Annotated in this window: 20 protein-coding genes and 1 pseudogene; 14 read left to right on the top strand and 7 right to left on the bottom strand. The window is 63.3% G+C overall.

Annotated elements, in window-relative coordinates:
- Both DQW77_RS18475 and DQW77_RS08025 read left to right on the top strand, forming a co-directional pair.
- A pseudogene (locus tag DQW77_RS18475) lies at positions 1–111 on the top strand (IS5/IS1182 family transposase); the annotation flags it as partial.
- Between the two features lie 281 nt (positions 112–392).
- Entirely contained in the window at positions 393–1,055 is a 663-nt protein-coding gene (locus DQW77_RS08025; protein WP_113257698.1) for a 50S ribosomal protein L25/general stress protein Ctc, read from the top strand.
- Between the two features lie 68 nt (positions 1,056–1,123).
- Here the strand turns inward: DQW77_RS08025 and DQW77_RS08020 are convergent, their stop codons facing one another.
- Complete coding sequence (locus DQW77_RS08020) at positions 1,124–1,804, bottom strand: FkbM family methyltransferase (RefSeq protein WP_113257686.1); 681 nt, start codon at positions 1,802–1,804, stop codon at positions 1,124–1,126.
- A 76-nt stretch (positions 1,805–1,880) separates the two neighbouring features.
- On the opposite strand from DQW77_RS08020, the gene pth reads away from it, so the two are divergent.
- From pth to DQW77_RS08005, 3 genes are all read left to right on the top strand, one after another.
- On the top strand, positions 1,881–2,567 hold the full coding sequence (pth, locus tag DQW77_RS08015) for an aminoacyl-tRNA hydrolase (RefSeq protein ID WP_113257685.1): 687 nt from the start codon (positions 1,881–1,883) through the stop codon (positions 2,565–2,567).
- Between the two features lie 103 nt (positions 2,568–2,670).
- Complete coding sequence (locus tag DQW77_RS08010) at positions 2,671–3,834, top strand: serine hydrolase (RefSeq protein ID WP_113257684.1); 1,164 nt, start codon at positions 2,671–2,673, stop codon at positions 3,832–3,834.
- Between the two features lie 43 nt (positions 3,835–3,877).
- Positions 3,878–4,198: an antibiotic biosynthesis monooxygenase gene (locus DQW77_RS08005; RefSeq protein ID WP_113257683.1), complete on the top strand. Its 321-nt coding sequence runs from the start codon at positions 3,878–3,880 to the stop codon at positions 4,196–4,198.
- 97 nt (positions 4,199–4,295) lie between these two features.
- On the opposite strand, the gene DQW77_RS08000 is transcribed toward DQW77_RS08005, so the two are convergent.
- Both DQW77_RS08000 and DQW77_RS07995 read right to left on the bottom strand, forming a co-directional pair.
- A complete protein-coding gene (locus DQW77_RS08000; protein WP_113257682.1) occupies positions 4,296–7,031 on the bottom strand; it encodes a cation-transporting P-type ATPase in 2,736 nt (911 codons plus the stop codon).
- 5 nt (positions 7,032–7,036) lie between these two features.
- Positions 7,037–8,323, bottom strand: coding sequence for a hemolysin family protein (locus DQW77_RS07995; RefSeq protein ID WP_113257697.1), 1,287 nt, complete (start codon positions 8,321–8,323; stop codon positions 7,037–7,039).
- Between the two features lie 320 nt (positions 8,324–8,643).
- Between DQW77_RS07995 and DQW77_RS07990 the strand changes: the two genes are divergently transcribed.
- The 4 genes from DQW77_RS07990 to DQW77_RS07975 all read left to right on the top strand — a co-directional run bounded on the left by DQW77_RS07990 (position 8,644) and on the right by DQW77_RS07975 (position 14,119).
- Positions 8,644–9,648 (top strand): TAXI family TRAP transporter solute-binding subunit, encoded by a 1,005-nt coding sequence (locus DQW77_RS07990; RefSeq protein ID WP_113257681.1) that lies wholly within the window; start codon positions 8,644–8,646, stop codon positions 9,646–9,648.
- A 92-nt stretch (positions 9,649–9,740) separates the two neighbouring features.
- Positions 9,741–11,774, top strand: a complete 2,034-nt coding sequence (locus DQW77_RS07985; RefSeq protein WP_113257680.1) for a TRAP transporter fused permease subunit — start codon at positions 9,741–9,743, stop codon at positions 11,772–11,774.
- A gap of 232 nt (positions 11,775–12,006) precedes the next feature.
- Positions 12,007–12,597 carry a rhodanese-like domain-containing protein gene (locus tag DQW77_RS07980; protein ID WP_113257679.1) on the top strand — a complete coding sequence of 197 codons (591 nt, stop codon included), beginning with the start codon at positions 12,007–12,009 and terminating at the stop codon, positions 12,595–12,597.
- A 259-nt stretch (positions 12,598–12,856) separates the two neighbouring features.
- Entirely contained in the window at positions 12,857–14,119 is a 1,263-nt protein-coding gene (locus DQW77_RS07975) for an MgtC/SapB family protein (protein WP_181711215.1), read from the top strand.
- A 64-nt stretch (positions 14,120–14,183) separates the two neighbouring features.
- Here DQW77_RS07975 and DQW77_RS07970 read toward each other — a convergent pair whose 3' ends face one another.
- The 3 genes from DQW77_RS07970 to DQW77_RS07960 form a co-directional block, all read right to left on the bottom strand.
- The gene (locus DQW77_RS07970; RefSeq protein ID WP_113257677.1) at positions 14,184–15,347 is read right to left on the bottom strand and encodes an alpha-hydroxy acid oxidase; all 1,164 of its coding nucleotides are present in this window, start codon (positions 15,345–15,347) and stop codon (positions 14,184–14,186) included.
- Positions 15,348–15,452: 105 nt separating this feature from the next.
- The gene (locus tag DQW77_RS07965; RefSeq protein WP_113257676.1) at positions 15,453–17,336 is read right to left on the bottom strand and encodes an SLC13 family permease; all 1,884 of its coding nucleotides are present in this window, start codon (positions 17,334–17,336) and stop codon (positions 15,453–15,455) included.
- A gap of 102 nt (positions 17,337–17,438) precedes the next feature.
- Positions 17,439–18,056, bottom strand: coding sequence for a TlpA disulfide reductase family protein (locus DQW77_RS07960; RefSeq protein ID WP_113257675.1), 618 nt, complete (start codon positions 18,054–18,056; stop codon positions 17,439–17,441).
- Positions 18,057–18,078: 22 nt separating this feature from the next.
- Here DQW77_RS07960 and argH point away from each other — a divergent pair, with 22 nt between their 5' ends.
- The 5 genes from argH to DQW77_RS07935 are packed head-to-tail and all read left to right on the top strand — an operon-like array spanning position 18,079 to position 23,847.
- Positions 18,079–19,470 (top strand): argininosuccinate lyase, encoded by a 1,392-nt coding sequence (gene argH / locus DQW77_RS07955; protein ID WP_113257674.1) that lies wholly within the window; start codon positions 18,079–18,081, stop codon positions 19,468–19,470.
- Positions 19,467–19,649, top strand: coding sequence for a hypothetical protein (locus DQW77_RS07950; protein ID WP_113257673.1), 183 nt, complete (start codon positions 19,467–19,469; stop codon positions 19,647–19,649). The genes argH and DQW77_RS07950 overlap by 4 nt, the downstream gene beginning before the upstream one ends.
- Positions 19,646–19,951, top strand: a complete 306-nt coding sequence (locus DQW77_RS07945) for a DUF2834 domain-containing protein (RefSeq protein ID WP_113257672.1) — start codon at positions 19,646–19,648, stop codon at positions 19,949–19,951. Before DQW77_RS07950 ends, DQW77_RS07945 begins: the two co-directional genes overlap by 4 nt.
- A gap of 14 nt (positions 19,952–19,965) precedes the next feature.
- The gene (gene lysA / locus DQW77_RS07940; protein WP_113257671.1) at positions 19,966–21,231 is read left to right on the top strand and encodes a diaminopimelate decarboxylase; all 1,266 of its coding nucleotides are present in this window, start codon (positions 19,966–19,968) and stop codon (positions 21,229–21,231) included.
- 36 nt (positions 21,232–21,267) lie between these two features.
- Positions 21,268–23,847, top strand: coding sequence for a TIGR02302 family protein (locus DQW77_RS07935; RefSeq protein WP_113257670.1), 2,580 nt, complete (start codon positions 21,268–21,270; stop codon positions 23,845–23,847).
- 50 nt (positions 23,848–23,897) lie between these two features.
- Here DQW77_RS07935 and DQW77_RS07930 read toward each other — a convergent pair whose 3' ends face one another.
- Positions 23,898–24,755 (bottom strand): zinc-ribbon domain-containing protein, encoded by an 858-nt coding sequence (locus DQW77_RS07930; protein ID WP_113257669.1) that lies wholly within the window; start codon positions 24,753–24,755, stop codon positions 23,898–23,900.
- Between the last annotated feature and the right edge of the window lie 126 nt (positions 24,756–24,881).

Genomic DNA, 24,881 nt, shown 5'->3' with positions numbered 1-24,881 from the left:
TTTTTCAATAAGATCAAACGCTTCCGCAGGATCGCATTGCGTTGCGAGAAATCCGTCAGCTCATTCAAAGCCTTCGTTGATCTCGCATGCGCAATGGCTTGGATCAGCTAAATGCAGACGCCGCCTAAGGCTTGGACCTGCTGAAAGTCATTCTGCCTGCGGCCTGCGAGTGAAAGCACGGATTTTTCTTCCGACTGCGAAAAGCGCCTTGACCCCCATGAGATGAGCATCCCCGCGAAGCTGCCCACCAGCCGGTAGCCGGCGCGGTGCTTCGGCATGCGGCGTCAAGGCCCGAGAATCCGCTTTTCAAAGCGCAAGATACCGTCTATACGCGCGGCTTCACGCGGGGTTACAGCCTTGGAGGAACCCCGCCTCAACCTATGGAGACACACATGGCTGGAGAAATTCCTGATCTTCACGCCCAGGAACGCACGGGGACGGGCAAGGGCGCCGCTCGTGCAGCGCGTCGCGCGCATCTGGTTCCGGGTATCGTATTCGGCGGCGACACCGATCCGCTTCCGATCAACATTCCCTACAACGCCCTCATCAAGCGCCTGCGCGACGGTCGTTTCAAGTCGACACTGTTCAATCTGAAGGTGGACGGTCATGACGATGTCCGGGTGATCTGCCGGGATGTGCAGCGTGACATCGTCAAGGACCTGCCCACGCATGTGGACCTGATGCGCCTGCGCCGGGCCACCAAGATCAACCTCTTCATCCCGGTCGAATTCATCAACGAGGAAGATTGCCCTGCCCTTCGCAAGGGTGGCGTGCTGACCGTGGTGCGCAACGAGGTCGAGTTGATCGTTACAGCGGGTGACATCCCGGAGAAGCTGACGGTTGACCTGTCGCAGATCGAGAACATCGGCGATACGGTAACGATCTCGATGATCGACCTCCCTGCCGGCACGAAGCCGACGATCACCGATCGCGATTTCATGATCTGTAATGTTTCGGCCCCGTCGGCGCTGAAATCCGATGCCGAGGAAGAAGAAGACGAAGCAGATGCAGCCGAGGTTCCGACAGTCGGGGAAGACGACGAAGCCGAGGGCTGATATCGCCTCGGGTATCCCGAATGCGAGTATTCAAGGGAAAACGCGGCGCCGGACGGGGCCGCGTTTTTTCATGCGTGCCGCAGGCGCCGGAAGCCCAGGATCCGGCCGCAGGATGGCCACGGATCATATGTCAGCCCCGATGCCGACAGGCAATCGACGATGGCCTTGATCACTGTGTCGGGGTACCGCCCCGGGTGAAGTTCCATAACCACGCTGCGCACATGCTCAGGCCACGGTGCGTCGAAAAGATGGGCCTCGGCGCCCTCTATATCCATGATCACCATATGCGGCCGGTGGGCTTTCAGAAGATCGGCGATACCCAGCAACGGCACCGACACGAAACTGCCACCGGCAGAGTCCTCGGTTGCGATATGCGCCCCCCAGAACGCCTTGGCATTCTCGAACTCCACGGTTTCGCCCGGCTCGGCCCGCCCGCCCACGGCCCCGTGGATCACGTGTGTGCCCTTAAACCCGTTGCGATCAAGGTTGTCACGCACCACCGGCAGCATGTCCGGATTTGCCTCGACGGTGACCACGTTCTCGGCGCCGGTGATCCCGGCACAGACAGACGCGACATAGCCGATGCCCGATCCCAGTTCCAGAACGCGCCAGCCGGGACGCAAGCGGCGGCGCACCGCATCGGCCTCCTGTCCTTCGTACCCGCCGGAACCGAGCTTTTCCGAAATGCGTCTGGTCAGGAAATCATCGGGAACAGTCAGCGTCACCCCGTTCACCTCGAATTCCGCCATTCGCCTGCCCACCCCGTCATTGATTCCACGCCTCCTGCGGACTAGACCATCATCATCAAGGATCGAGGCGACGGCAATGCTGCTTTTTGTTGGCCTGGGAAATCCCGGCACGAAATACGCTCGGAACCGGCACAATATCGGTTTCATGGCCGTGGACCGGATCGCGTCCGATCACGGGTTCGGACCCTGGAAATCCAAGTTCGGGGGCCAGATCTCGGAGGGCCGGCTTGGACACGAAAAGGTGTTTCTTCTCAAGCCACTGACTTACATGAACCTTTCGGGGCAATCGGTTGGCGAGGCGATGCGGTTCTTCAAACTGGCCCCCTCGGACATCACGGTCTTTCATGATGAACTGGATCTCGTGCCGGGCAAGGTTCGGGTCAAGACCGGGGGCGGACATGCCGGCCATAACGGGCTTCGCTCCATCCACCAGCATATCGGTGCCGAGTATCGGCGGGTCAGGCTTGGCGTGGGGCATCCGGGCCGGAAGGAACTGGTCAGCCACTATGTTCTGCAGGATTTCTCCAAAGCCGACGCGGACTGGCTTGATGACCTGATGCGCGGGATCGCCGACGGTGCGCCCGAACTTGCCGACGGGCGCACTGACAGGTTTCTGAACGCGGTCGCGCAACGGTCGGCCCCTGAAAGGGCAGACAAGGCACCCAGGCGCGACAACGCCGAAACGCCGGACTCCCCGGAAGCGCCGCGCGCGTCCGAGGATACACGCACCCCGCTTCAGAAACTCGTGGACAGGTTCCGGTGATCCGCGCAGCGCCACGATCCGGCCGCCGCGGAACGGTATCCTTGGCCGTTGCGTCTTTCACGCGCGCGGCGGGCGGCTCTGCCCGGATCAGGGGAAACCGCTGATGCGCGCGGCAATCAGATGGTCCTTTCGGGGTTTTCTGGCGCTGCTTGTTGCCGGATCTGTCGTCGGCCTCTGGAAACACGAGGAAATCATGCGTCTTCGCGCGGTCAACTCGCTTTTCGACGCGGACCGCATCGTCGCCAATTTCTCGCGTATGGACCGGGCCTTCCTGTCGGTGGAGCTGCCGCGCGGAAACGGGCCGGTCATGCCGCTGCAAGAGGGCGCGCGGATGGACTTGCCCGAAGGAACGCATGACTGGATCAAGGCCCGCGCCGTGACGTCGCTACTGGTGCTCAGGGACGGGCGGATCCGGCATGAAAGCTACCACCTCGGCACCGATGCGCAGGACCGGCGCATTTCATGGTCCATCGCCAAGAGCTTCCTTTCGGCACTATTTGGTATCCTTCTGGACGAAGGCAGGATCGGATCGCTTGATGACCCGGTAACGCGCTACGTGCCGGAGTTGCGGGGCGGCGCCTATGATGGCACGACAATCCGCAATGTGTTGCAGATGACCAGCGGGGTGAAATTCGACGAGGATTATCTGGACCATGATTCTGATATCAACCGGATGGGCCGGGTTATTGCGCTTGGCGGCACGATGGACGGTTTTGCCGCCGGCCTACAGGCGCGCGCATCCGAGCCGGGCGAGACGTGGAAATATGTTTCGATCGACACGCATGTGATCGGAATGGTGATCCGTGGTGCGACCGGACGCGGCATCCCCTCCCTGATGAGCGAAAGGGTGATTGCACCGATCGGCCCGGAACGCGCGCCCTACTACATCACCGATGGCGAAGGTGTGGCCTTCGTGCTTGGCGGGCTCAACATGACAACGCGGGATTATGCCCGCTTCGGTCTGCTCTACGCGCAGGGCGGGCGCATCGGCGGGCGGCAGGTGGTGCCGGCGTCATGGGTCACGGCCTCCACCCGCTCAAGCGCCCCGACCGCACCGGGGCAGGCCGGTTACGGTTTGCATTGGTGGATCCCCTCGGACAGCGATCCCGGCGTTTTCATGGCACGCGGCATTTACGGGCAATACATATACATAGACAGGCCGCGTGGCGTGGTGATCGTCACAACCGCCGCTGACAGGAACTTCCGGGAGGATGGCGTGCATGAAGCAAACATCGAGATGTTCAGGCGTATCGCGGAAAACGTCTGAAGGATCGGTCCGCGCCGGAAACTTGGCAGGAGGAACATGACACATGAGCTTTATCGCGATGAACCGTTTCAGGGTCCGGCACGGCTACGAGGCTGAATTCGAGGCGATGTGGGCCAAACGCCAAAGCCGGTTGCGCGAGATGAAGGGGTTTTGTGAATTTCGTCTTCTCAAGGGACCGGAGGGCGAGGGGCACCGTCTCTATACCAGTCATGTCATCTGGGCCGGTCGTGAAGATTTCGAGGCCTGGACCCGCTCGGAACAGTTTCGCGATGCGCATCGCAATGCCGGGGACGGCGGGACGCGCGACGCGCTTTTGGGACCGCCGGTCTTCGAGGGATTCGAGACGGTCCTGCACGAGACCTGAACACGAGTCGGATCGCGCGGCAGCCCGGCCTCGGGGCCGCACCGTTGACGGCGCCATGTGCTACGGCCCCGCCACGAGGCCGAATTGCCCGCCGCTGTCATCGGCCGGCCCGGGGGTGGCCCTTGCCGTTTGGAAGGGGTTTTATGAACGCGAGCCGCATCTGCTTTTCCGTCTCGATCAGCGCGAAGAAAACCACACCTATGGCAATGATCAACAAGCCGTCGGCCAAGGGAACCGGCCGGGTTCCGAACACCGTCTGCAACGCCGGAACGTAGGTGATCGCGACCTGCCCGAACGTCACGGCGGTCACGCAGATCCAGACGATCGGCGTTCCCCTCACGGCTGCCCATGTCAGGGAGGTGCTGTGAATGTTGCGGATGAAAAAGAGCTGGAAAATTTCCAGGACCACCAGCGTGTTCATCGCCATTGTCTGAGCGAGCGGCGCCGGATATCCCCGGTCGACGGCATAGAAATAGATCCCGAAAACCGCCACCAGGAACAGCGTCGAAACCAGCACGACGTGCCAGATCAGCCGCCCAGTCAGCAACCTTTCGTTGCGCGGCCTTGGCGGGCGGCGCATGGTCCCTTCCTCGGAGGGTTCGAAGGCCAGCGCCAGGCCAAGCGTCACGGCCGTGATCAGGTTGACCCAGAGGATCTGGACCGCGGTGATCGGAAGCGCCATGCCGGCAAAGAGCGCGGCAATGATCGTCATCGCTTCCCCCGCATTCGTGGGCAGGGTCCAGCTGATCACCTTCTTGATATTGTCATAGACGGTGCGGCCCTCGCGAACCGCAGCCGCAATGGAAGCGAAATTATCGTCGGCCAGAACCAGCTCGGCGGCCTCCTTCGCGGCCTCGCTGCCTTTTCGCCCCATCGCGATACCGGCATCAGCACGCTTGAGGGCGGGCGCGTCATTGACCCCGTCGCCGGTCATCGCGACGGTCCATCCCCGCGATTGCAGCGCCGTCACAAGCCGCAGCTTGTGCTCGGGCGTGGTCCGGGCGAAGATGTCCGTCTCGACCACGCTTTCGGCCAGCGCCCCATCCCCCATCGCCTCAATATCTGCGCCTGTGAGCACCCTCTCGGGGTTCTTCAGCCCGATCATCCCGGCGATGGCACGGGCCGTCGCGGCATGATCGCCGGTGATCATCTTCACCCTGATGCCGGCGGCATGGCACTCGGCAACCGCTTCCATAGCCTCGGTCCGCGGCGGGTCGATCAGACCGATGAGGCCGATCAATGTCAGCTCGTCCTCCAGGTCATCCTGGGTCAGCGTCTCCTGATCCCCCGGCACAACGCGCCGCGCAACCGCGATCACGCGCTGTCCCTCCGCGGCAAGGGTCTCGACCATGCGATGCCAATAGGCGGGATCCAGGCGTGCTGTGCCACCATCGGCGTCGCGCTGGCCCGAACACAAGGCCAGAACCGCCTCTGGCGCCCCCTTTACATGGATGCAGGCATGCTCGGTCCCGTGCTGATGCAACGTGGCCATGTAGCGATGCGCGGCATCGAACGGGATAGCATCGCGGCGGGTCCATTCATCGAAGGGGGCCGGGCCGTCTCCGGTTATCTTGCCGGCAAGCGCCATCAGCGCGCCTTCCATGGGGTCGCCTTCAACCTGCCAGCCATTGCCGGTTTCGTGCAGAACGGAGTCGTTGCAAAGCCCGGCAGCACCGGCAAACTCCCGCAGCGCCGGATGGAGGTCGGCCCGCGGCTCTTCCCCGTTCAGTCGAACGGCCCCCGCTGGCGCATAGCCATGACCACTGACCGAATAGACCTGCCCGCAAGCCGCAAGCGACGCCGCCATCATCTCGTTGCGCGTGAGGGTGCCGGTCTTGTCGGTGCAGATCACCGAAACCGATCCCAGAGTCTCGATAGCGGGAAGACGACGAACGATGGCATTGCGGCGCGCCATGCTCTGAACACCCACGGCCAGCGTGATCGTCAGAACCGCCGGCAACCCCTCCGGAATGGCCGCCACCGAAAGGCCGACAATGGCCATGAAAAGTTCTGCAAACGGCATGTGCCCGACGAAATGGCCGTAACTCAGCAACGCCCCCGCGACGATCAGGATGAAAACCGTCAGCCAGCGGGCAAACCGATCCATCTGAAGGACAAGGGGCGTTGTCAGCGTCTCGACACCGCTGAGCATGCCGCTGATGCGCCCGATCTGGGTATCACCGCCGGTCGCCGCCACCACACCGCGCGCCGCACCCGCGGCAACCAGCGTGCCCGAAAAGAGCATCGGGGACTGATCACCAAGCGCCGCGTCGTCGGGTGCCGGCGCCGTGCCTTTGTCCACGGGCACGGATTCACCCGTCAGGATCGCTTCCTCGGCCTTCAGGCCACGCGCCTCGATCAGCCGCAGGTCGGCCGGCACGCGGTCGCCCGCCTCGATCAGGACGATGTCGCCCGGCACCAGATCGGCAGCGTCGACGCTCATGCGACGCCCGTCGCGCAACACCGCGGACCTTGGCGCCAGCATTCCGCGTATCGCAGCCATCGCCTGCTCGGCGCGCCCCTCCTGAATGTAGCCGATCACGGCATTCACGATCACCACGGCGAGGATCACGCCCGTATCGACCCAGTGCTGCAACGCCGCCGTGACCGCGGCCGACGCGATCAGCACATAAATCAGCACGTTATGGAAATGCGCCAGGAAGCGAAGGACCGGGCTGCGCCGCTTCTGTTCCGGCAGGCGGTTCGGTCCGTGCGTTGCAAGACGCTGCTCCGCGTCCCCGGCGCTCAGGCCCTTTGTGGTGGTTTCCAGCTTCCGCAGGCATGCATCGGTCGTCATGGAATGCACTGTCGGCTGATTGTTCGACTCCGGCATGGCTCTCAATCCCCGTTGTTCATCGGATCGCGCTTCACGATCAGCTTGTCGATGCGCCGCCCATCCATGTCGACGATCTCGATCCGCCAACCTTTCAGGTTGATGCCTTGTCCGGCTGAAGGAACCTCGCGCAGGTGATCAAGAACAAGCCCCGCCACCGTTTCGCGCTTTCCCCGCCGCTTGAGTTCAAGGCCAAGACTGTCCTGGAATTCGTCTATCGGCATGGCACCGTCGACCAGAAGCGAACCATCTTCTCGCGTCACAAGCCCTGGCTTTTCGTCCTCGGATTCATCGAAACCGCCGGCGATGGTGCCCAGAACGTCCATCGGCGTGATGATACCCTTGAAATGGCCGTATTCGTCATAAACCAGAAGCATGTGGACAGGGGATTCGCGCAGGCGGTCGATCACATCGAGAGCCGGCAGGCTTTCGTGAATCACGGGGGCGGCGTGCATCAGCGCGACGGGATCGAAATCAGTGTCCCCCGTAGCCAGCAGGTCACGGCTGTGGATGACCCCCGTGATGTCATCCGTCCCGCCCTTGCGCAGCGGCAACCGAGAATGTCCCGACGCGACGACCCGTGCAAGGATCTTGTCGCGGCTTTCGCCTGCCTCCGCGATCTCGACGTCATGGCGCGGGGTGATCAGGCCGCGTGCCCGCCGGTCGGAAAAGCGCATCACGCCGCCGATCAACTCCTTTTCGGCCCGGTGAATAACGCCCGCGCCGGCTGCTTCGGACAGCAACGTGCGGATATCGTCGTCGTTGACAGGGGTTTGACGCCTGTCGGATTGTCCGAGCAGCCGCAGTACCAGTTCCCCGGACCGGTCCAGGAACCAGACTATCGGGGCGGCAATGCGGGACAGATAATGCATGCTCGGCGCGACAATGCATGCCACCCGTTCCGGAGAGGCGAAGGCAATCCGCTTGGGCACCAATTCCCCGATGATCAGGGACAGGTATGTTATGACGATGACGACGATCCCGACGCCCGCTTCGCTGGCCATTGTTTCGGGCACGCCAAGCAGTGGCAGAACGGATGCCAGCCGGGTGCCGATCGTCGCACCCGAAAACGCACCGGCCAGAACACCCACCAGGGTTATTCCGATCTGCACGGTCGAAAGGAACCGTCCGGGGTCGCGCGCAAGGTTCAACGCGATGGATGCCCCGCGGTCGCCACGCTCCGCACGCAGTTTCAGACGGCCGGCGCGTGATGACACTATCGCCAGTTCGGACATCGCGAGGACCCCGTTCAAGCCGACCATCAGGAATACCAGGACGATTTCAAGCAACATGATCAAGTTCCAGGCGGAGAGCGTTTCCGGCACGGCGTCATGGGTGCCCGCGGCGTGGCCCGGCGAGCATGGTAAGAATGTGGCCTCCGGCCCCGTGTCTATACATCTTGGCAATCCTTGGCGAACTTTCTTTCCTGATGGCCCTTGTCGGCGCGTGTTGCGGCACGGGGATACCGCCGGCGCGGACGATCCATTTTCGCGGCGCAGGCGCAGGGAAGGATTTTACAGGCACTCATTGTCACTTTCGTATCGCCTCGCTAAGCTCTTTGCTATTGCTTCGTGAAAGCACCACTCACCACAGGGAGAACCAAATGAGAGACATGATGAAATTTGTGCGAACGCTTGCCACGGGCGCCGCGCTGACGGTGGGGCTGGCAGGCGCCACGATTGCGCAGGATGTCAAATTCTTCACCATCGGCACCGGAGGGACGGCATACACCTACTACCCGGTGGGTGGTGTGATCGCCAATGCCATCTCCAAGCCGCCGGGGTCGCGCCCCTGCGACGAGGGCGGAAGCTGCGGTGTGGACGGTCTGATCGCGTCGGCGGTGTCGTCACGGGGCTCGGTCGACAACGTCAACGCCATCGTTTCGGGCCTGCGCAATTCGGGTTTTGCACAGTCGGATGTCGCCTACTGGGCCTATACAGGGACCGGCACGATGGATGGCCAGCCCCCGGCCGAGAACCTGCGCACGATCGCGGCTCTGTTCGAGGAACACATTCACCTTGTCGCCAAGGCCGACAGCGGAATCGACAGCGTTGCCGACCTTGAGGGCAAGCGCGTGTCGCTGGATGAACCGGGTTCGGGCACGTATGTCGATGCCGGGCTGATCCTTGAAGCCAACGGCCTGTCGATTGATGACGTGACGGCCGAGGCGCTCAAGGGCAATGCCGCCTCCGACGCGCTGCGTAACGGCCGGATCGACGCGTTTTTCGTGGTTGCCGGCTACCCCACCGGCTCTTTGGTCGAACTGGCGTCGGCGGAAGACATCAAGCTGGTCCCGATTTCCGGGGACGGCGCGGACGCCCTGACCGACAAGTACGGCTTCTTCGCCCAGAGCGACATTCCCGCAGGAACCTATGAAGGCATTGACACGACCCCGACGGTCGCTGTCGGTGCGCAATGGTTCACCTCTGCCGAGGAGGACGAGGAACTGATCTATCAGATCACCAAGGCGCTGTGGAATGACAATTCGCGCAAGCTGCTGGATGTCGGCCATGCCAAGGGCCGGACGATCACGCCGGACACGGCGCTGAAAGGTGTCGGCGTTCCACTTCACGCGGGCGCCGAGCGTTTCTACCGCGAGGCCGGTTTGCTGGACTAGGCCTGCACGGCACAATGCCGTGCCCCTCACCCGGCTGTCCCAGGACGGCCGGGTTCCTTTTTTGACGTTCCTCAGCATATGCAGCCCCAGCCATGTCGCAGCATGATCCCGACCACGAACTGACCCCGGACGAACTGCACGAGATCGAACGGAAATTCGATCCCGAACTGGCATTTCGCCCCACGGGCCGCGCGATCGGCATGATCGTCAGCATCGCGCTGGTGGCGATGTCGGTTTATCATTTCTATGCATCGGGTTTCGGGCTCGTGCGGGAACTGCTGCACCGTGGCATACACCTGTCCTTCGTGCTGGGCCTGGTGTTTCTCCTGTTTGCCTGGCGCCGGTCGCTGGACACGACCCTGCCGAAACCGGCATGGTACAGGATCAGCGGCGTCCCGGTCGCCGATATCCTGCTGGCATGTCTGGCGGTCGGTGCGTCGCTCTACCTTCCGCTTCTCCCGCCCGAGGTGGTCTCGGTGCGCGTTGGCAATCCGTCCTCTTTCGATGTCATCATGGGCACCGCGCTCCTGCTTCTGACACTTGAGGCCACGCGGCGTTCGGTGGGCATCACGCTACCGATCATCGCGCTCGTCTTCGTGGGCTTTGCCCTGTTCGGCCCCTGGGCGCCCGGGGCACTGAAACATGGCGGCGTCGCCTGGGAAGGGCTGATCAACCACCTCTACATGACCAACCAGGGAATCTACGGCATCGCCATCGGCGTGATGGCGCAATATGTGTTTCTCTTTATCCTCTTCGGTGTGCTGGCCACGCGCATCGGCCTCGGCCAGCTGTTTATCGACCTCGCGATGGTCATTGCCGGCCGTTACGCAGGCGGACCGGCGAAGGTTGCCATCTTCTCCTCGGCCTTCATGGGCACGATTTCGGGCTCCAGCATCGCCAACACGGTCACAACCGGCGCGCTGACCATTCCGGCGATGAAGAAGGTTGGCTATCCGCCGCATTTCTCGGGTGCCGTCGAGGCCACCTCGTCCACCGGAGGGCAGATCACGCCGCCGATCCTGGGTGCGGCGGCCTTCATCATGGTCGAGTATCTGGAAATCCCGCTGCGCGATGTGCTCGCCGCCGCGCTGTTTCCGGCGCTCCTGCATTATTTCGGCATCTTCATCATGGTTCATCTCGAAGCCCGCAAGCTCGGCCTTCGCGGGTTGCGCGCGGAGGAGTTGCCCAAGGCCGGACTGGTTCTGCGCGAACACTGGCTGTCGGTCATCCCGCTGATCATCCTCGTGTACCTGATCCTGGCCGGAAGAACACCGGATTTCGCCGCGGTTTACGGGATCATCGCCTGCGTGGTCGTCGGCTTCCTGAACCCCGTCAATCGCCTTACACTGCACGATCTTTGGCTCGCGCTTGCGGATGGTGCGAGAAATACACTGGCGGTCGGGGCGGCTGCGGCCACGGTTGGCGTGGTCGTGGGCGTGGTGACACTCACCGGGGTGGGATTTCGGCTTGGTTACGTGGTTGTCCAGACAGCCACAGACATCGGCAACGTCATCGGAGGTATCTGGCCGCTCAGCGTTTTCACCGTCGGCCAATGGACGCTGTTCTTCTCGCTGGTGCTGATTGCGTTTTCCTGCATCATCATGGGAGCGGGCATTCCGACCACGGCCACCTACATCATTCTCGTTGCGGTTGCGGCGCCGGCCCTGGGCCTTCTCGAGGTCGAACCGATCGTGGCGCATTTCTTCGTATTCTATTACGGTGTCCTGGCGGATATCACCCCGCCGGTGGCCCTTGCCGCCTATGCGGCCGCCGGAATCGCTGGCGCCAATCCATTCAGGACTGGCAACACCGCTTTCCGTCTGGGAATTGCCAAGGCGCTCGTGCCCTTTGTCTTCGTCTATTCTCCTGCCCTGCTGATCATTACCGACGGGTTCACATGGGCCGCATTCACCATCACGCTTGGTGGTGCAATGATCGGGATTGCCGGACTGGGTGTCGCTTTTTCCGGCTTTTTCCTCACGCATATGTCCCGGCTGGAACGCTGGTGGGTCGGGCTTGTTTCCCTGTTTTTCATCGCGCCGGGCCTGACGACGATGGCCCTGGGCATCCTGCTCTGGCTACCCGTTGCGATTGTGCAGTTCAGAAAACGCCTCAAGGAAACGTAGCCGCCTGAAGGGTCCGCCCGTGCTGCACGTCGCCTGCCTGGTCGCGGTGCGGATAGGGGCCATCCTTCTTCGAGCGCCCTGGTGAACCCCCGGCGCTGGCGGTGCTTGCCCAATTGCGGCAATCCCGATTGGCCGCACGGGTACGGCACTGGGTCCGCAACCTTTCCGTGACGAAATGCGGTTCGGTGTTTAGGCTCGGGGCATTACACGGGGTCAATCGGAGGATAGGATCATGAAAAAACTTGCGACGACAATCTTCCTGGCGCTGGTCACCGGAACCGCGTGTGCCGAAGGCCGGGTCGGCATTGCGGGGGATATGCCTTCGGTCACGGTGCCGACCGGAAACGGACCGGTGCAGATCGAAAGGATCCAGGACACCGACCACGAAATCAGCGGCGAATGGGCGCGGACCTCACGGCCCTGTCCCGAATTCTGCATTCAGCCCTACAGCCCTTCAGAAGGCGTAACCACAATCGGCGAGCTGGAACTGCTGGAGATGCTGAAGGACCCAGAGGCCGTGGTTGTCGACAGCCGAACACCCGACTGGTTCGAGGGCGGCACGATCCCGGGCGCGATCAACATACCCTACACATATGTCGTGGACGAGCTGGCCAGGCTTGGATGCGAGCCGGATTTCGACGGCTGGAACTGCGACGGCGCCAGATCGGTGGCGTTGTTCTGCAACGGGCTCTGGTGTGGACAGTCGCCGAGCGCGATCCGCAGCATGATCAAGGCCGGCTATCCGGCGGACCGCATTTTCTACTACCGGGGCGGCATGCAGGTCTGGCGCCTGCTTGGCCTGACGGTAACCGGCGAGGAATAGAGATGGTGACCGCTCCTGGGGCACCGGGCATCAATCGCTCGTGGGGGGGCGTCGGGCGGTTCTGATCATCGCCGTTCCGCGGGAACCGGCGGCCCGCCATCCTGGGGCATTCACCGTCAGGGTCGGCGCCTTTTTCTGGGCCTTCGTCGAAGCGCGGCAATGCCACAGGTCACGCTGACGGCGGCGCCGACGCCACCGACCGGCCTCGATCCCGAACGCAAAAGCACATTTCCCCGGACTCATACTGATGGACCCTGTCATGAATGAAACGGATATCTTCGCGCGCCTTGGTCTGGCCCTGGCCGTCGGTCTTCTCATGGGGCTGGAGCGGGGGTGGCAAGGACGCACGGAAACGGAGGGCGGCCGTATCGCCGGCATCCGCACATTCGCATTGACCGGGCTTCTGGGCGGGATATCCGGTTGGCTTACGGATATGACATCGGTGGTGTTGCCCGCATTGGCGATGCTGGCTCTCGGGGCTCTCTTGGCGGTGAGTTACTGGATCAGATTGCGCAGTGACAAGGATATTGGCCTGACCACGGAAATCGCACTGCTCCTGACCTTCGCCCTGGGTGTTGCTGCCATGCTCGGGACAATGGCCCCCGTGGCGGCAGTGGCCGTCGTTGCCGCGGTGCTTTTGTCCTTGAAACCCGTACTGCATCGGTGGATCGCCCATATCGAGAGGTTCGAGTTGCAGGCGCTCTTCAAGCTGGCGCTGATTTCGGCTGTCATCCTGCCGCTTCTGCCGGATCAGGGCTATGGACCGGGACAGGTGCTCAACCCGTACGAACTGTGGTGGGCGGTGGTCATCGTCGCCGGGCTGTCTTTCCTCGGGTATATCTCGATCCGGCTTGCCGGGACGCGGATCGGTATCCTTGCAACCGGCCTGTTCGGCGGTCTTGCCTCATCGACGTCGACAACGCTTGCCCTGTCGCGCCAAGTCGTAGCACAGGGATCACTCGCCTCCTCGGCCGCGGCGGGAATCGTTGTGGCCGGATCGGTCACATTTCTGCGCATTCTTGTCCTTGTCGCGGTTTTCGAACCCAGGCTCGTCGCACCCTTGGCGGGTGCCATGGGAGTAATGGCCGTTGTCGGCTTGGCGGGTGCGGCCTTGATACAGGTGCTTGCGGATTCCGATCCGAAAACGCCAAAAGAGTTCAAGGACATCACGAATCCGCTCGAACTGACAGCGGCCCTCACTTTCGGGGGCGTTCTGGCGGTTGTTCAACTGGCGATTTACTATCTCGAGGGGTGGTTCGGAACCGGCGGTGTCCATGTCGCGGCGGCATTGTCCGGGGTCACCGATGTCGATGCGTTGACCATCTCGGTGTCAGGACTGGTTTCGGCCGATATCCCGGCGGCGCGCGGGGCCACCGCCATTTTCATCGCGGCTGCCGTCAACACCGCCGTCAAGGCCGGCATCTCGTTTGTCGCAGGAGGGGGTCGGTTGGGGCTTCGGGTGCTCGCCGTCTATGCGGCCGTGATTCCGGCGGGTGTGGCCGCCCTGATGCTGATGCCATGATCACGGCCGCGCCAGTCGTCATGGTCGGACGGCCGTCGCAGGCTTGCGCCACCTCGTCCCGGTCTCAGCCCCATTTGCCGGTGAAATCTTCGGGAACCATCAGTATGTCGCGGTCCAGCGTGTTGACGTCGGTGCGCCCGCAGAAAGCCATCGAGACATCGAGTTCCTTGTGGATGATCTCGAGCGCGCGGGTCACGCCCGCCTCTCCCATGGCGCCGAGGCCATAGACGAAGGCGCGGCCGATGTAAGTGCCCGTCGCCCCCATCGCCAACGCCTTCAGCACGTCCTGGCCCGAGCGGATGCCACTATCGAGATGGACTTCGATCTTGTCGCCAACCGCGTCCATGATCGCTGGCAGTGCCCGGATCGCCGAAAGCGCGCCGTCAAGCTGCCGGCCGCCGTGGTTGGACACGATGATGGCATCCGCGCCGACATCGAGGGCGGCGCGCGCATCGCGGGGGTCAACAATGCCCTTGATGATAAGCGGGCCGTCCCACATCCGGCGGAATTCGCGGATCCGGTCCCAGTCGAGCGCCTCGTCGAAGGCTTCGGCCGTCCAGGATGCAAGCGAAGAAGGGTCGGTGACGCCCTTTGCATGACCCACGACATTGCCGAAGGAACGTCGCCTGGTGCCCATCATGCCAAGGCCCCATTGCACCTTTGTCATCATGTTGGCCATCGATCTGAAGGTCAGTTTCGGAGGGGCGGAAAGGCCGTTCTTGATATCCTTGTGCCGCTGGCCCAGCACCTGGAGATCGACGGTGATGACGGCGGCCGAGCATTTCGCGGCCTTCGCCCTGTCGAACAGGCGCTGCATGAAATCGCCGTCCTTGAGGGTATAGACCTGAAACCAGAAGGGCCCGGACGTGTTCTCGGCCACGTCCTCGATCGAGCAGATCGAGAGTGTCGAGAGGGTGAAGGGCACGCCGAATTTCTCGGCTGCGCGGGCGGCCTTGATCTCGCCATCGGCGCATTGCATGCCTGTCAGGCCCACCGGTGCCAGGGCGACCGGCATGGAAATGTCCTGTCCGATCATCCGGCTTGCCGTGCTGCGGCCCGACATGTCGACGGCCACGCGCTGACGAAGGTATATATCGCGGAAATCGCTGCTGTTCTCGCGGAATGTCTGTTCCGTCCAGCTGCCGGATTCTGCATAGTCGTAGAACATTTTCGGCACCCGCCGACGGTAGAGATCCTTGAGGTCCTCGATACTGGTGGTCGCCGGCATTGCAGGGTACTCCGAATGATTGGTTTGATTTGCTTACCAATCCGCCCGGGCCGCCGCAACGCCCTCTGCATGCGGCCATTGTGGCAAATGCCCGCGCGCCGCGTTTCAATAGAGCAGATTCAGCATCAGAAGCGAAACAACGAGGAATATGATCGTCATGATTCCCCCGGATCGGATGAAATCCGTAACCTTGTAGCCGGCCGGCCCCATGATCAGAGCGTTGACCTGATGGGTGGGAATGATGAAGGAATTCGAGGTCGATATTGCAACGGTCAGCGCGAAAACCGCCGGATCCCCGCCCGCGGCCACGGCGATGGAAACGGCAAGCGGCACCAGCAGGACAGTGGCCCCCACATTGGACATGATCAGGGAAAAGACCGTTGCGAGGATGGCGATACCGGCCTGCAGCCCCCAGATCGGCCAGCCGTCGAGCAGGTAGAGGATCTGCTGGGCGATCCATTCCGCGGTACCGGTGTTCTGCACCGCCTGCCCCAGGGGTATGAGGCTGGCCAGCAGGAAAACCGTGTTCCAGCCAACCGAGCGATAGGCCTCGTCAATGCTGAGCACCTTTGTCAAAAGCATTCCCACAGCCCCGGTCAGCAGGCAAAGCGAGAGCCGGATGTCGGTAAAAAGGATCATCGAAAGCGAGACGACAAAGAACAGCAGCGCCCAGCCTACCTTGTGCGGGCGCAGCTCCTCTTGCGGAAAATCGGATGTGACAACCACGAAGTCGCGGTTCTGCGTGAGCCGCGTGAGCATGTCCCACCGTGTGTGCGCGACCAACGTGTCGCCAACCTGGAAATTCATCAGCCCGATCGCCGTCGGAGCGTGATCATCGGTTCCGACATGGCTCATGGTCTGCTCGCCTCGCTGGATGGCCAGGAGGCTGAGTCCGGTTGTCTTGCGCAGCAGCATGTCGCGCGGGGATTGGCCGACGGCCCGTGAATCCGGGGGAATGACAACCTCGGCGATCCCGGCATTGGTGGGGGCGAATTCCTCGGCAAAGACGTCAAGCTGCGGATGCAGGACAAGACCGTGCCTTTCGCAGAAAGCCGAAACCGCCTCGTGCTCTCCGATGATCGCGAGGCGGCAGGGCGTCGCGATCTCGGCGGTGAGGATCTGCACCATCGACACCTTGCCGCGGTAATAGGTCGAAATGATGTAGAGGTTGTTTTCGAGATTGATGTCGGCAAGCTGCCGCCCCTCGAGCGCAGTGCCCTCGGGCACGCTGACTTCGTAGACGTCCGCCGTGAGCCCGTAGACGCGGTGAAGATAATCCGAGGTGGCTTGACCGGCGGTCGCGTCCACCTTGGCGGTGCTTCGGGGCAGGACGAAACGACCGAGGAGCATGAAATAGGCGATACCGCTGAGAACCAGCGCGGCACCGATGGGCGTGACCGCAAACAATCCGAAGTTGTCCATCCGGTCCGGTGCCGCCAGCCCCTCGTTCGCGGTGTTGATCAGGTCGTTGAGGAGAATGAGCGGTGAAGACCCGACCATTGTCATCGTGCCTCCGAGGATCGCGCAGAACCCCATCGGCATCAGCAGGCGCGACAAGGGCAGTCCGGTACGGGCGGAAATGCGGCTGACCACCGGCAGGAAAAGCGCGGTGGCACCGACATTCTGAAGAAAGCTCGAGATGACGCCGACCGTGCCCGAGATGATCGGGACGACCCGTCCCTCGGTGTTGCCACCGAATTTCAGTATCTGTGCGGCAACCTTGTTCATGATCCCGGTCTTGTCGAGCCCCGCCCCGACGATCATCACCGCGATGATAGAAATCACCGCGTTGGACGCGAAGCCGTCGAAGAGGTGGGTGACGTCGGCGAGGTTCTCGAGCCCCGGAAAGTAGCTCAGGATCCCGATCAGCACCAGTACGAGAATGGCCGCCAGGTCCACCCGGATGATCTCGGACACGAAAAGTACCACCGTGAACGCCAGGGCGCCAACGACGACGGCCATTTCCGTGGTGAAGGCAAGGGCTTCCATGCCGTTTCTCCGTCCCTGGGGACAGAGGTTGAAACGAAACGCGCCTGAGGTCAAATGCCGTGTCCGCCGGTTTGGCGAAAAGCCGGAACGGGCCGCTACCGATCAGCCCTCGGGCGAGGGCCGTTCCAACAAGGCCGAGACGATCGCGAGCGCACTGTCCGAGTTCCAGTGCGCATCGCCCTGAAGCCGGGCGATTTCACGGCCCTCGGGGTCAATGATCACCGTGATCGGCAAGCCCAGTACCGCCATGTCGCGGGCGATCTCCTGCTTGGGATCCCGGTGGAGCGGGAGGTTCGACACGCCGATCTCCTCGAAGAAGCGTTTCATCGCCGGGGGCGGATTGCGGCCGGTGGCGATGGTGACGACCTCGAAGGCCTCGCCGCCCATCCGGTCCTGGAGGTCCGATAGCGTGGGCATTTCCTTGCGGCAGGGGGCGCACCATGTGGCCCAGAAGTTCACCACCAGGTATTTGCCGCGCATGTCCGCCAGCGTCCCGGTTCCACCGTCAACGCGGGTAAAGGGGCTTTCGGAAACGGGTTTCGGCGTGCTGTGGAAGACCAGCTTTTTCATGCCGCCTTCGCGCAGTTCCTCCAACGCGGCGGTGTCCGCGGCCGGTCCATTCGCGGGGGGGGCGGCACCGCGCAGGGTGAACGCGGCTGCAACCGCGATTGCACAGAGGCCGAGGCCGATATAAAGCAGGGCGGAACGTTTCAGGCGCATTTTTCCTCGCAGGGGGCAGGCAATGACAGATCAGACCTCCAACCGGATGTGGGGCGGGCGCTTCGCCGCCGGGCCGGATGCGATCATGGAGGCAATCAATGCCTCGATCGGTTTCGACAGGCGGTTGGCGGCACAGGACATAGCCGGCTCGAGGGCCCATGCCGCGATGCTGGCGGCCACGGGCATCGTAAGTGATAGGGATGCCGAGGCGATTAGGGAAGGCCTGCTCACGGTGTTGTCAGAGATGGAAGCGGGGCAATTCGTCTTTTCGGCCGCGCTCGAGGACATTCACATGAACGTGGAGGCCCGGCTGAAAGATGTCATCGGAGAGGCCGCGGGCCGCCTGCACACGGGCCGCAGCCGCAACGATCAGGTGGCCACCGACTTCCGGCTCTGGGTGCGCGATCAGCTGGACGCGGCGGAGGAGGCGCTTGTCACGCTCTTGCGTGCGTGCCTCGCTCAGGCGGAGGTCGGTGCTGACTGGGTGATGCCCGGCTTCACCCATCTCCAGGTGGCGCAGCCGGTGACCTGGGGTCATCACATGATGGCCTATGTCGAGATGCTGGGGCGCGATCTGGGCCGGGTACGGGATGCCCGGAACCGGATGAACGAATGTCCCCTGGGGGCCGCCGCCCTGGCCGGGACATCCTTTCCGATCGACCGGGACATGACCGCATCCGAACTGGGGTTCGACCGCCCGTGCGCCAACTCCCTGGATGCGGTGAGCGACCGTGACTTCGCGCTGGAATTCCTCAATGTGGCCAGCATCTGCGCCATGCACCTGAGCCGCCTGGCCGAGGAGCTGGTGATCTGGTCTTCGGCGCAGTTCAGGTTCGTCGCGCTCAGCGACCGGTTTTCGACCGGCTCCTCGATCATGCCGCAGAAGCGCAACCCGGATGCGGCGGAACTGATCCGTGCGAAGATCGGCCGGATCTTCGGGGCCAACGTGGCGCTGATGACTGTCATGAAGGGGCTTCCGCTGGCCTATTCCAAAGACATGCAGGAAGACAAGGAACAGGTCTTCGATGCCGCCGACAACCTTCTGCTGGCCCTTGCGGCGATGGATGGGATGGTCCGCGACATGGCGCCGGACCGCGAGGTTCTGGAGGCGGCGGCGTCCACCGGGTTTTCGACAGCGACGGATCTGGCGGACTGGTTGGTGCGGGTTCTGGACCTTCCGTTCCGTGAGGCGCACCACGTCACCGGAAGCCTCGTGGCGATGGCCGAGCGGACGGGGCGTGACCTTCCCGACCTGACGCTTGACGAGATGCAATCGGTTCATGGCGAAATCACCGCATCGGTCTATGATGTTCTCGGGGTGCATAACTCGGTCGCGTCTCGGGTCAGTTACGGAGGGACCGCCCCTGCGCAGGTCCGGGCGCAGATTGCCCGGTGGAAGGAGATGTTGGAATGACACGGTTTGTGTTGCTCGCCGCTGCTGCATCGGTGCTTGCGGGGTGCGGTGTTGACGGTGAACCCATTCGTCCGTCGATGACGGCGAACCTGGGGGTTGGCGAAAGCGGACTCCATACCAGCACACACCTGAGCGCGCGGGCCGGCAACTGGACCCTGAGCACCGGGCTGGGCCTGTGACGGCATTGCGGCTGGCTTATCTCGCCCTGGCGGTGTGGGGCGCTGTGCATCCGATGTACTGGTTCCTGACGTACATGCGCGAGTCCGGCGGGGGACTGTCAGGGCTTATCGACGCCTGGTACGTGAACGCGTCCACAACCGGGCTGACCTGGGATCTGACGATTGCCGCCGTAGCCCTGACGGCCTGGGTGCTGACCGAGACTGTCACGCGGCGGCGCTGGCGAGGGCTTCTGGCCATTCCGGCGACCTTCTGCATCGGCCTGAGTTGCGGCTTGCCGCTCTATCTTTTCCTGCGCGACTGAAGGGAAATTCGGACATGGATCATTTCCTTTACCGGCATGGGCAGCTTCACGCCGAGGAAGTACCGCTGACCGAGATCGCACAGGCCGTCGGCACGCCGTTCTACTGCTATTCGACGGCCACTCTGACACGACATTTCCGATTGTTCGACGAGGCGCTGGAAGGGCTGGAACATCTGGTCTGCTACGCCATGAAAGCAGCGAGCAACCAGGCGATCATCAGGACGCTTGCCGCGCTCGGTGCCGGGATGGACGTGGTGTCCGGCGGCGAGTATGCGCGGGCAAGGGCCGCGGGAGTGCCCGGCGAAAGGATTGTCTTTTCGGGGGTGGGCAAGACCCGCGACGAGATGCGTGCGGCCTTGGCCGGCGGTGTGCGGCAATTCAACGTCGAAAGCGAGCCGGAACTCGACCTGCTCAATGCCGTGGCCCTGGAAATGGGACTGCGCGCCCCGATAACGATTCGCGTGAACCCCGACGTCGATGCCCGGACACACGCCAAGATCGCGACCGGAAAATCGGAAAACAAGTTCGGAATCCCGATTGGGCGCGCCCGAGAGGTCTATGCGCGGGCCGCGGCGCTGCCCGGTCTGGACGTGGTCGGCGTGGATGTGCATATCGGCAGTCAGCTGACCGATCTGGAACCGTTCCGCCAAGCCTACGAAAAGGTCGCGGACCTGACGGGCCTTCTGCGCGCCGATGGGCACGATATACGCCGGCTGGACCTGGGCGGTGGGCTCGGCATCCCCTATGCGCGCTCCAACGAGGCCCCGCCGCTTCCTACCGAATACGGTGCTCTGATTCGCGAAACGCTGGGGCACCTGGGCTGCGAGATCGAGATCGAGCCGGGGCGCCTGGTGGCCGGCAATGCCGGACTCCTGGTCAGCCGCGTGCTTTATGTGAAGTCGGGTGAGGGACGGGATTTCCTCATCATTGATGGTGCAATGAACGATCTGATCAGACCGGCGATGTATGACGCGCACCATGATATCGTGCCCGTGAACGAACCGCCGCCCGGCGCCGAGCAGGTGCCCTATGACGTGGTCGGTCCGGTCTGCGAGACGGGTGACACGTTTGCACGGGCACGGATGATGCCCGAACTTTCGCCCGGTGATCTGGTCGCTTTCCGCAGCGCCGGAGCCTATGGTGCAGTGATGGCGAGCGAATACAATACCCGCCCGCTGGTGCCCGAGGTTCTGGTCAATGAGCATCAATTCGCCGTCATTCGGGCCCGCCCCACCTTTGACGAGATGATAAATCGCGATACCATCCCTAGGTGGCTCTGACGCGGTCGTTGCGATCAGGGCCCATCGGAGTGGCGCATGGCACGAAGAAATTCCCTTCCCGAACCTATCGAGGCCGGCTTGCGCGGGCCATTGATGCTGACCTGGGCAGGGCTGTGGGCGGAACGCATCGCACGCGCTTTCTGGCCGTTGTGGAGCCTGGTCGCGGTCGTGGCCGGTCTGCTTATGGTTGGGATGCATGATCTGGTCGCACTGTCCGCGGTGCGGACGGTGGCGGCAATCGCCGGCCTCTGCGCGCTCTGGGCGCTGTATCACGGAGCCGCCCGTTTCCGTCGGCCGCGGCGGGACGAGGCATTGTCGCGAATCGATCGCACGCTGCCGGGCCGGCCTCTGGCGGCGCTTGCGGATGTGCAGGCGGTTGGCGCCGGTGATGACGCCTCCGAGGATCTTTGGAAGGCTCACCAGGCGCGTATGGCCACGCGGGCCGCGACCGCCCGTGCAGTGGAGCCGGACCTCAGGCTTGCGCGGCGCGATCCGTTCGGTTTGCGCTATGTGGCGCTCATGCTCCTGGTGGTCGGGCTTTTGTTCGGGTCGGTCTGGCGCGTCGGTACGGTTGCGCAGGTAGCACCCCGCAACGGCGCCGATCTCACGACCGGGCCGGCATGGGAAGGCTGGGTTGAACCACCCGCCTATACCGGGCTGCCAAGCCTTTACCTCAACGATCTGGAAGACACGGTGAAGGCCCCGGAAGGCAGTCGGGTCACCTTGCGCCTTTACGGCGAGGCCGGCGCCCTGGGGGTTCGCGAAACCGTGTCGGGGCGGGCGGATGACCCCGCGGATGGTGCCGCGCAGACGGGGGCGGACCAGAGCTTTGACATCCGCCGCGACGGAACGCTTGAAATTTCCGGGGCAGGCGGGCGTGAATGGGATGTCGTTGTCACGCCGGATCGCGCGCCGGATGTCGAAATCGTGCAGGACGGAGCCAGCACGACCTTCGACGGACAGATGACGCAACCTTTCGCGGCCCGGGACGATCATGGTGTCACCGGTGGCACGGCGATTTTCCGGCTCGATCTGGACAATGTGGACAGGCGCCACGGGTTGGCCGCCGAACCTGACCCGAGGGAGCCGATCGAACTGGATCTGCCGATGCCGATCACCGGTGATCGGGCCGAGTTCACGGAATCGCTTGTCGAAAACCTGTCTCAACACCCGTGGGCGCATTTGCCGGTGACACTGGAGTTGCGGGTACGCGACGCCCGTGATCAGGCCGGCCGGAGCGAACCGCGGCGGATGGACTTGCCGGCCAGGCGGTTCTTCGATCCCCTGGCCGCCGCGGTGATCGAACAACGCCGCGATCTCCTGTGGTCGAAATCCAACGGCAAACGGGTGACGCGGGTGTTGCGGGCCGTATCCCATCGTCCGGAGGAGGGGCTTTTTCGTTCCGAAACGGCTTATCTCAGGCTTCGTGTGATCCTGCGTCGTCTGGATACCTTGGTTCGTCACGACAGCCTTACCGATGAAGCGCAGGAAGAGACGGCGCAAGCCCTGTGGGATCTGGCGGTCCTGCTGGAGGACGGCGACATCGGCGATGCGCTTGAAAGGATGCGCCAGGCACAGGAGCGCCTGAGCGAGGCGATGCGCAACGGCGCCAGTGACGAGGAAATCGCGCAACTCATGCAGGAGTTGCGCCGTGCCACCGAAGATTACCTGCGCCAGAAGCAGCAGCAGACCGCGCGTGAAAACGGACCCGAAGGCGGCCAACAACCGCCACAGGACGGAATGCGCATGACGCAGGATGATCTCCAGAAGATGATGGATCGTATCCAGGAACTCATGGAGCAGGGCCGCATGGCCGAGGCCGAGCAGGCGCTGCGCGAGTTCCAGCAGATGATGGAGAACATGCGCGTCACCGAAGGCCAGGGCCAGCAGGGCAAGTCGCCGGGCCAGGACGCGATGGAGGGTCTGGCGGACACCCTGCGTCAGCAGCAAGGCCTGTCGGATCAGGCGTTTCGCGACTTGCAGGAAGAATTCAACCCGAATGCTCAGGCGGGCGAATCCGAAAGCAACGAAGGCCGCGACGGCGGCCTGGGCCGTGGCGAGAGCCATCAGCGTCAACCCGGAACGGGCAGTGGCGACGGGCGTCAGCCGGGTGACGGTGCGCAAGGATCCCTCGCCGACCGGCAAGAGGCGCTGCGCCGGGAACTAGAGCGCCAGCGCGGATCGATGCCCGGCGCCGGCACGGAAGAAGGTGACGCGGCGCGGGATGCGCTCGACCGGGCCGGCCGCGCGATGGAAGGCGCCGAGGAGGCGCTGCGCGGCGATGATCTTGCCGAGGCGCTTGATCAACAATCCGAGGCAATGGATGCCTTGCGGGAAGGCATGCGCAATCTTGGCGAGGCGATGGCCGACGCGCAACGCCGCCAGCAGGGCGGCCAGGGCCAGGCGCGTGGCCAGCCGGGGGATCAGCAATCCGATCCGCTTGGCCGGACGCCGGGGCGTGGCGGACAGGTTGGCACGCGGGACAGCCTGCTTCAGGGCGAGGATGTGTATCGCCGCGCCCGTGAGCTTCTGGATGAATTGCGCCGCCGGTCCGGAGACGGGGACCGGCCGGATATCGAACTGGATTACCTGCAGCGTCTCCTCGACCGGTTCTGACGGGCACGGTGCATGAAATGAATTGCCGGAACCCGTGGCGGGTGCGCGGGTCAGCCTCCCAGATCGGCGGTGAAACCCTCAAGCCACTGCATCACTGTCGTCGCCTGCGTATCGAGCCAGATGCGGCCCTCGTTCACCACGGCCACGTATTGCGCGAGAAGCGGACGAGCCGGCGGAAGCGTACCCGCGATCTCGCCTGCAAAAACATAGGCCATGACCAGAAGCACCACGATCAGCATCACCAGCATGAAACCCAGACGGAAGCTGCTGCGGTCCTCGGGGTCGTCAGGCCCATTGTAGGCACCGGAGGTTTTCCCCGCCCCGGCGGTGCCCGCCCGCTCCGAACTCAGGGATGAATTGAGTTCGTCGATGTCGGGAAGCATGTTGCGACGGGAACCACGTCCGGTTTGCGGCTGCGGCCCGGATGCGACAGCCTGTTCGTTGTCGCCTTCGCCGGTGCCGCGCAGGCGTGCCATGCGTTCCCGCGCTTCCCTCGAACGCCGTTCGCCGTTGTCGGACTTGTCGTCGAGGCCCAGATCGGTCTGGGTTTCCAGCCCGCCACGGCCTTCTGCCTCCCGCGCCTGCCTTTCGCGGTCGGCCTCCTCGCGCAAGACACTGGAGACATCCGGGTCGAGTTCACGGCGCGGGTGTGCTTGCGGCGGATCCCGGTGTTCGTCCTCGTTTTCCGTGGCCGCGTGGGCGGGCTCGGGCGAAGGTTCCGGTTCCGGCTCGGACCATCCGTGCGGATCTCTCTCGGGCGAAGCCTCCGCAGGTGCCGGTGCATGATCGGGGTGGTGCTGAAACCACGTATCGCCGCAATTGGAGCATTGGACATCGCGGCCCGATTCCGGGATAACCTCGTCGGGCACCTCGTACTGGGCACCGCAATTCGGGCAAGTCAGCCTCATCTCGTCACCTGTCGCCAGTCCCTTTCCGCGGGCGCTTGTCCCCGTTGGTCAGCATAGGGTGTAACCGACCGGCGGAAAAGTGCAAAGGATGCGTGTCTGTCGGCGATCGCCAGGCATGGCGCCTGT

The organism is Roseovarius sp. TE539, from assembly GCF_003298505.1.
GTDB lineage: Bacteria > Pseudomonadota > Alphaproteobacteria > Rhodobacterales > Rhodobacteraceae > Roseovarius.
Note: the sequence above shows the minus strand (reverse complement) of the source record. Positions and strands in the feature narration are given on the sequence as shown.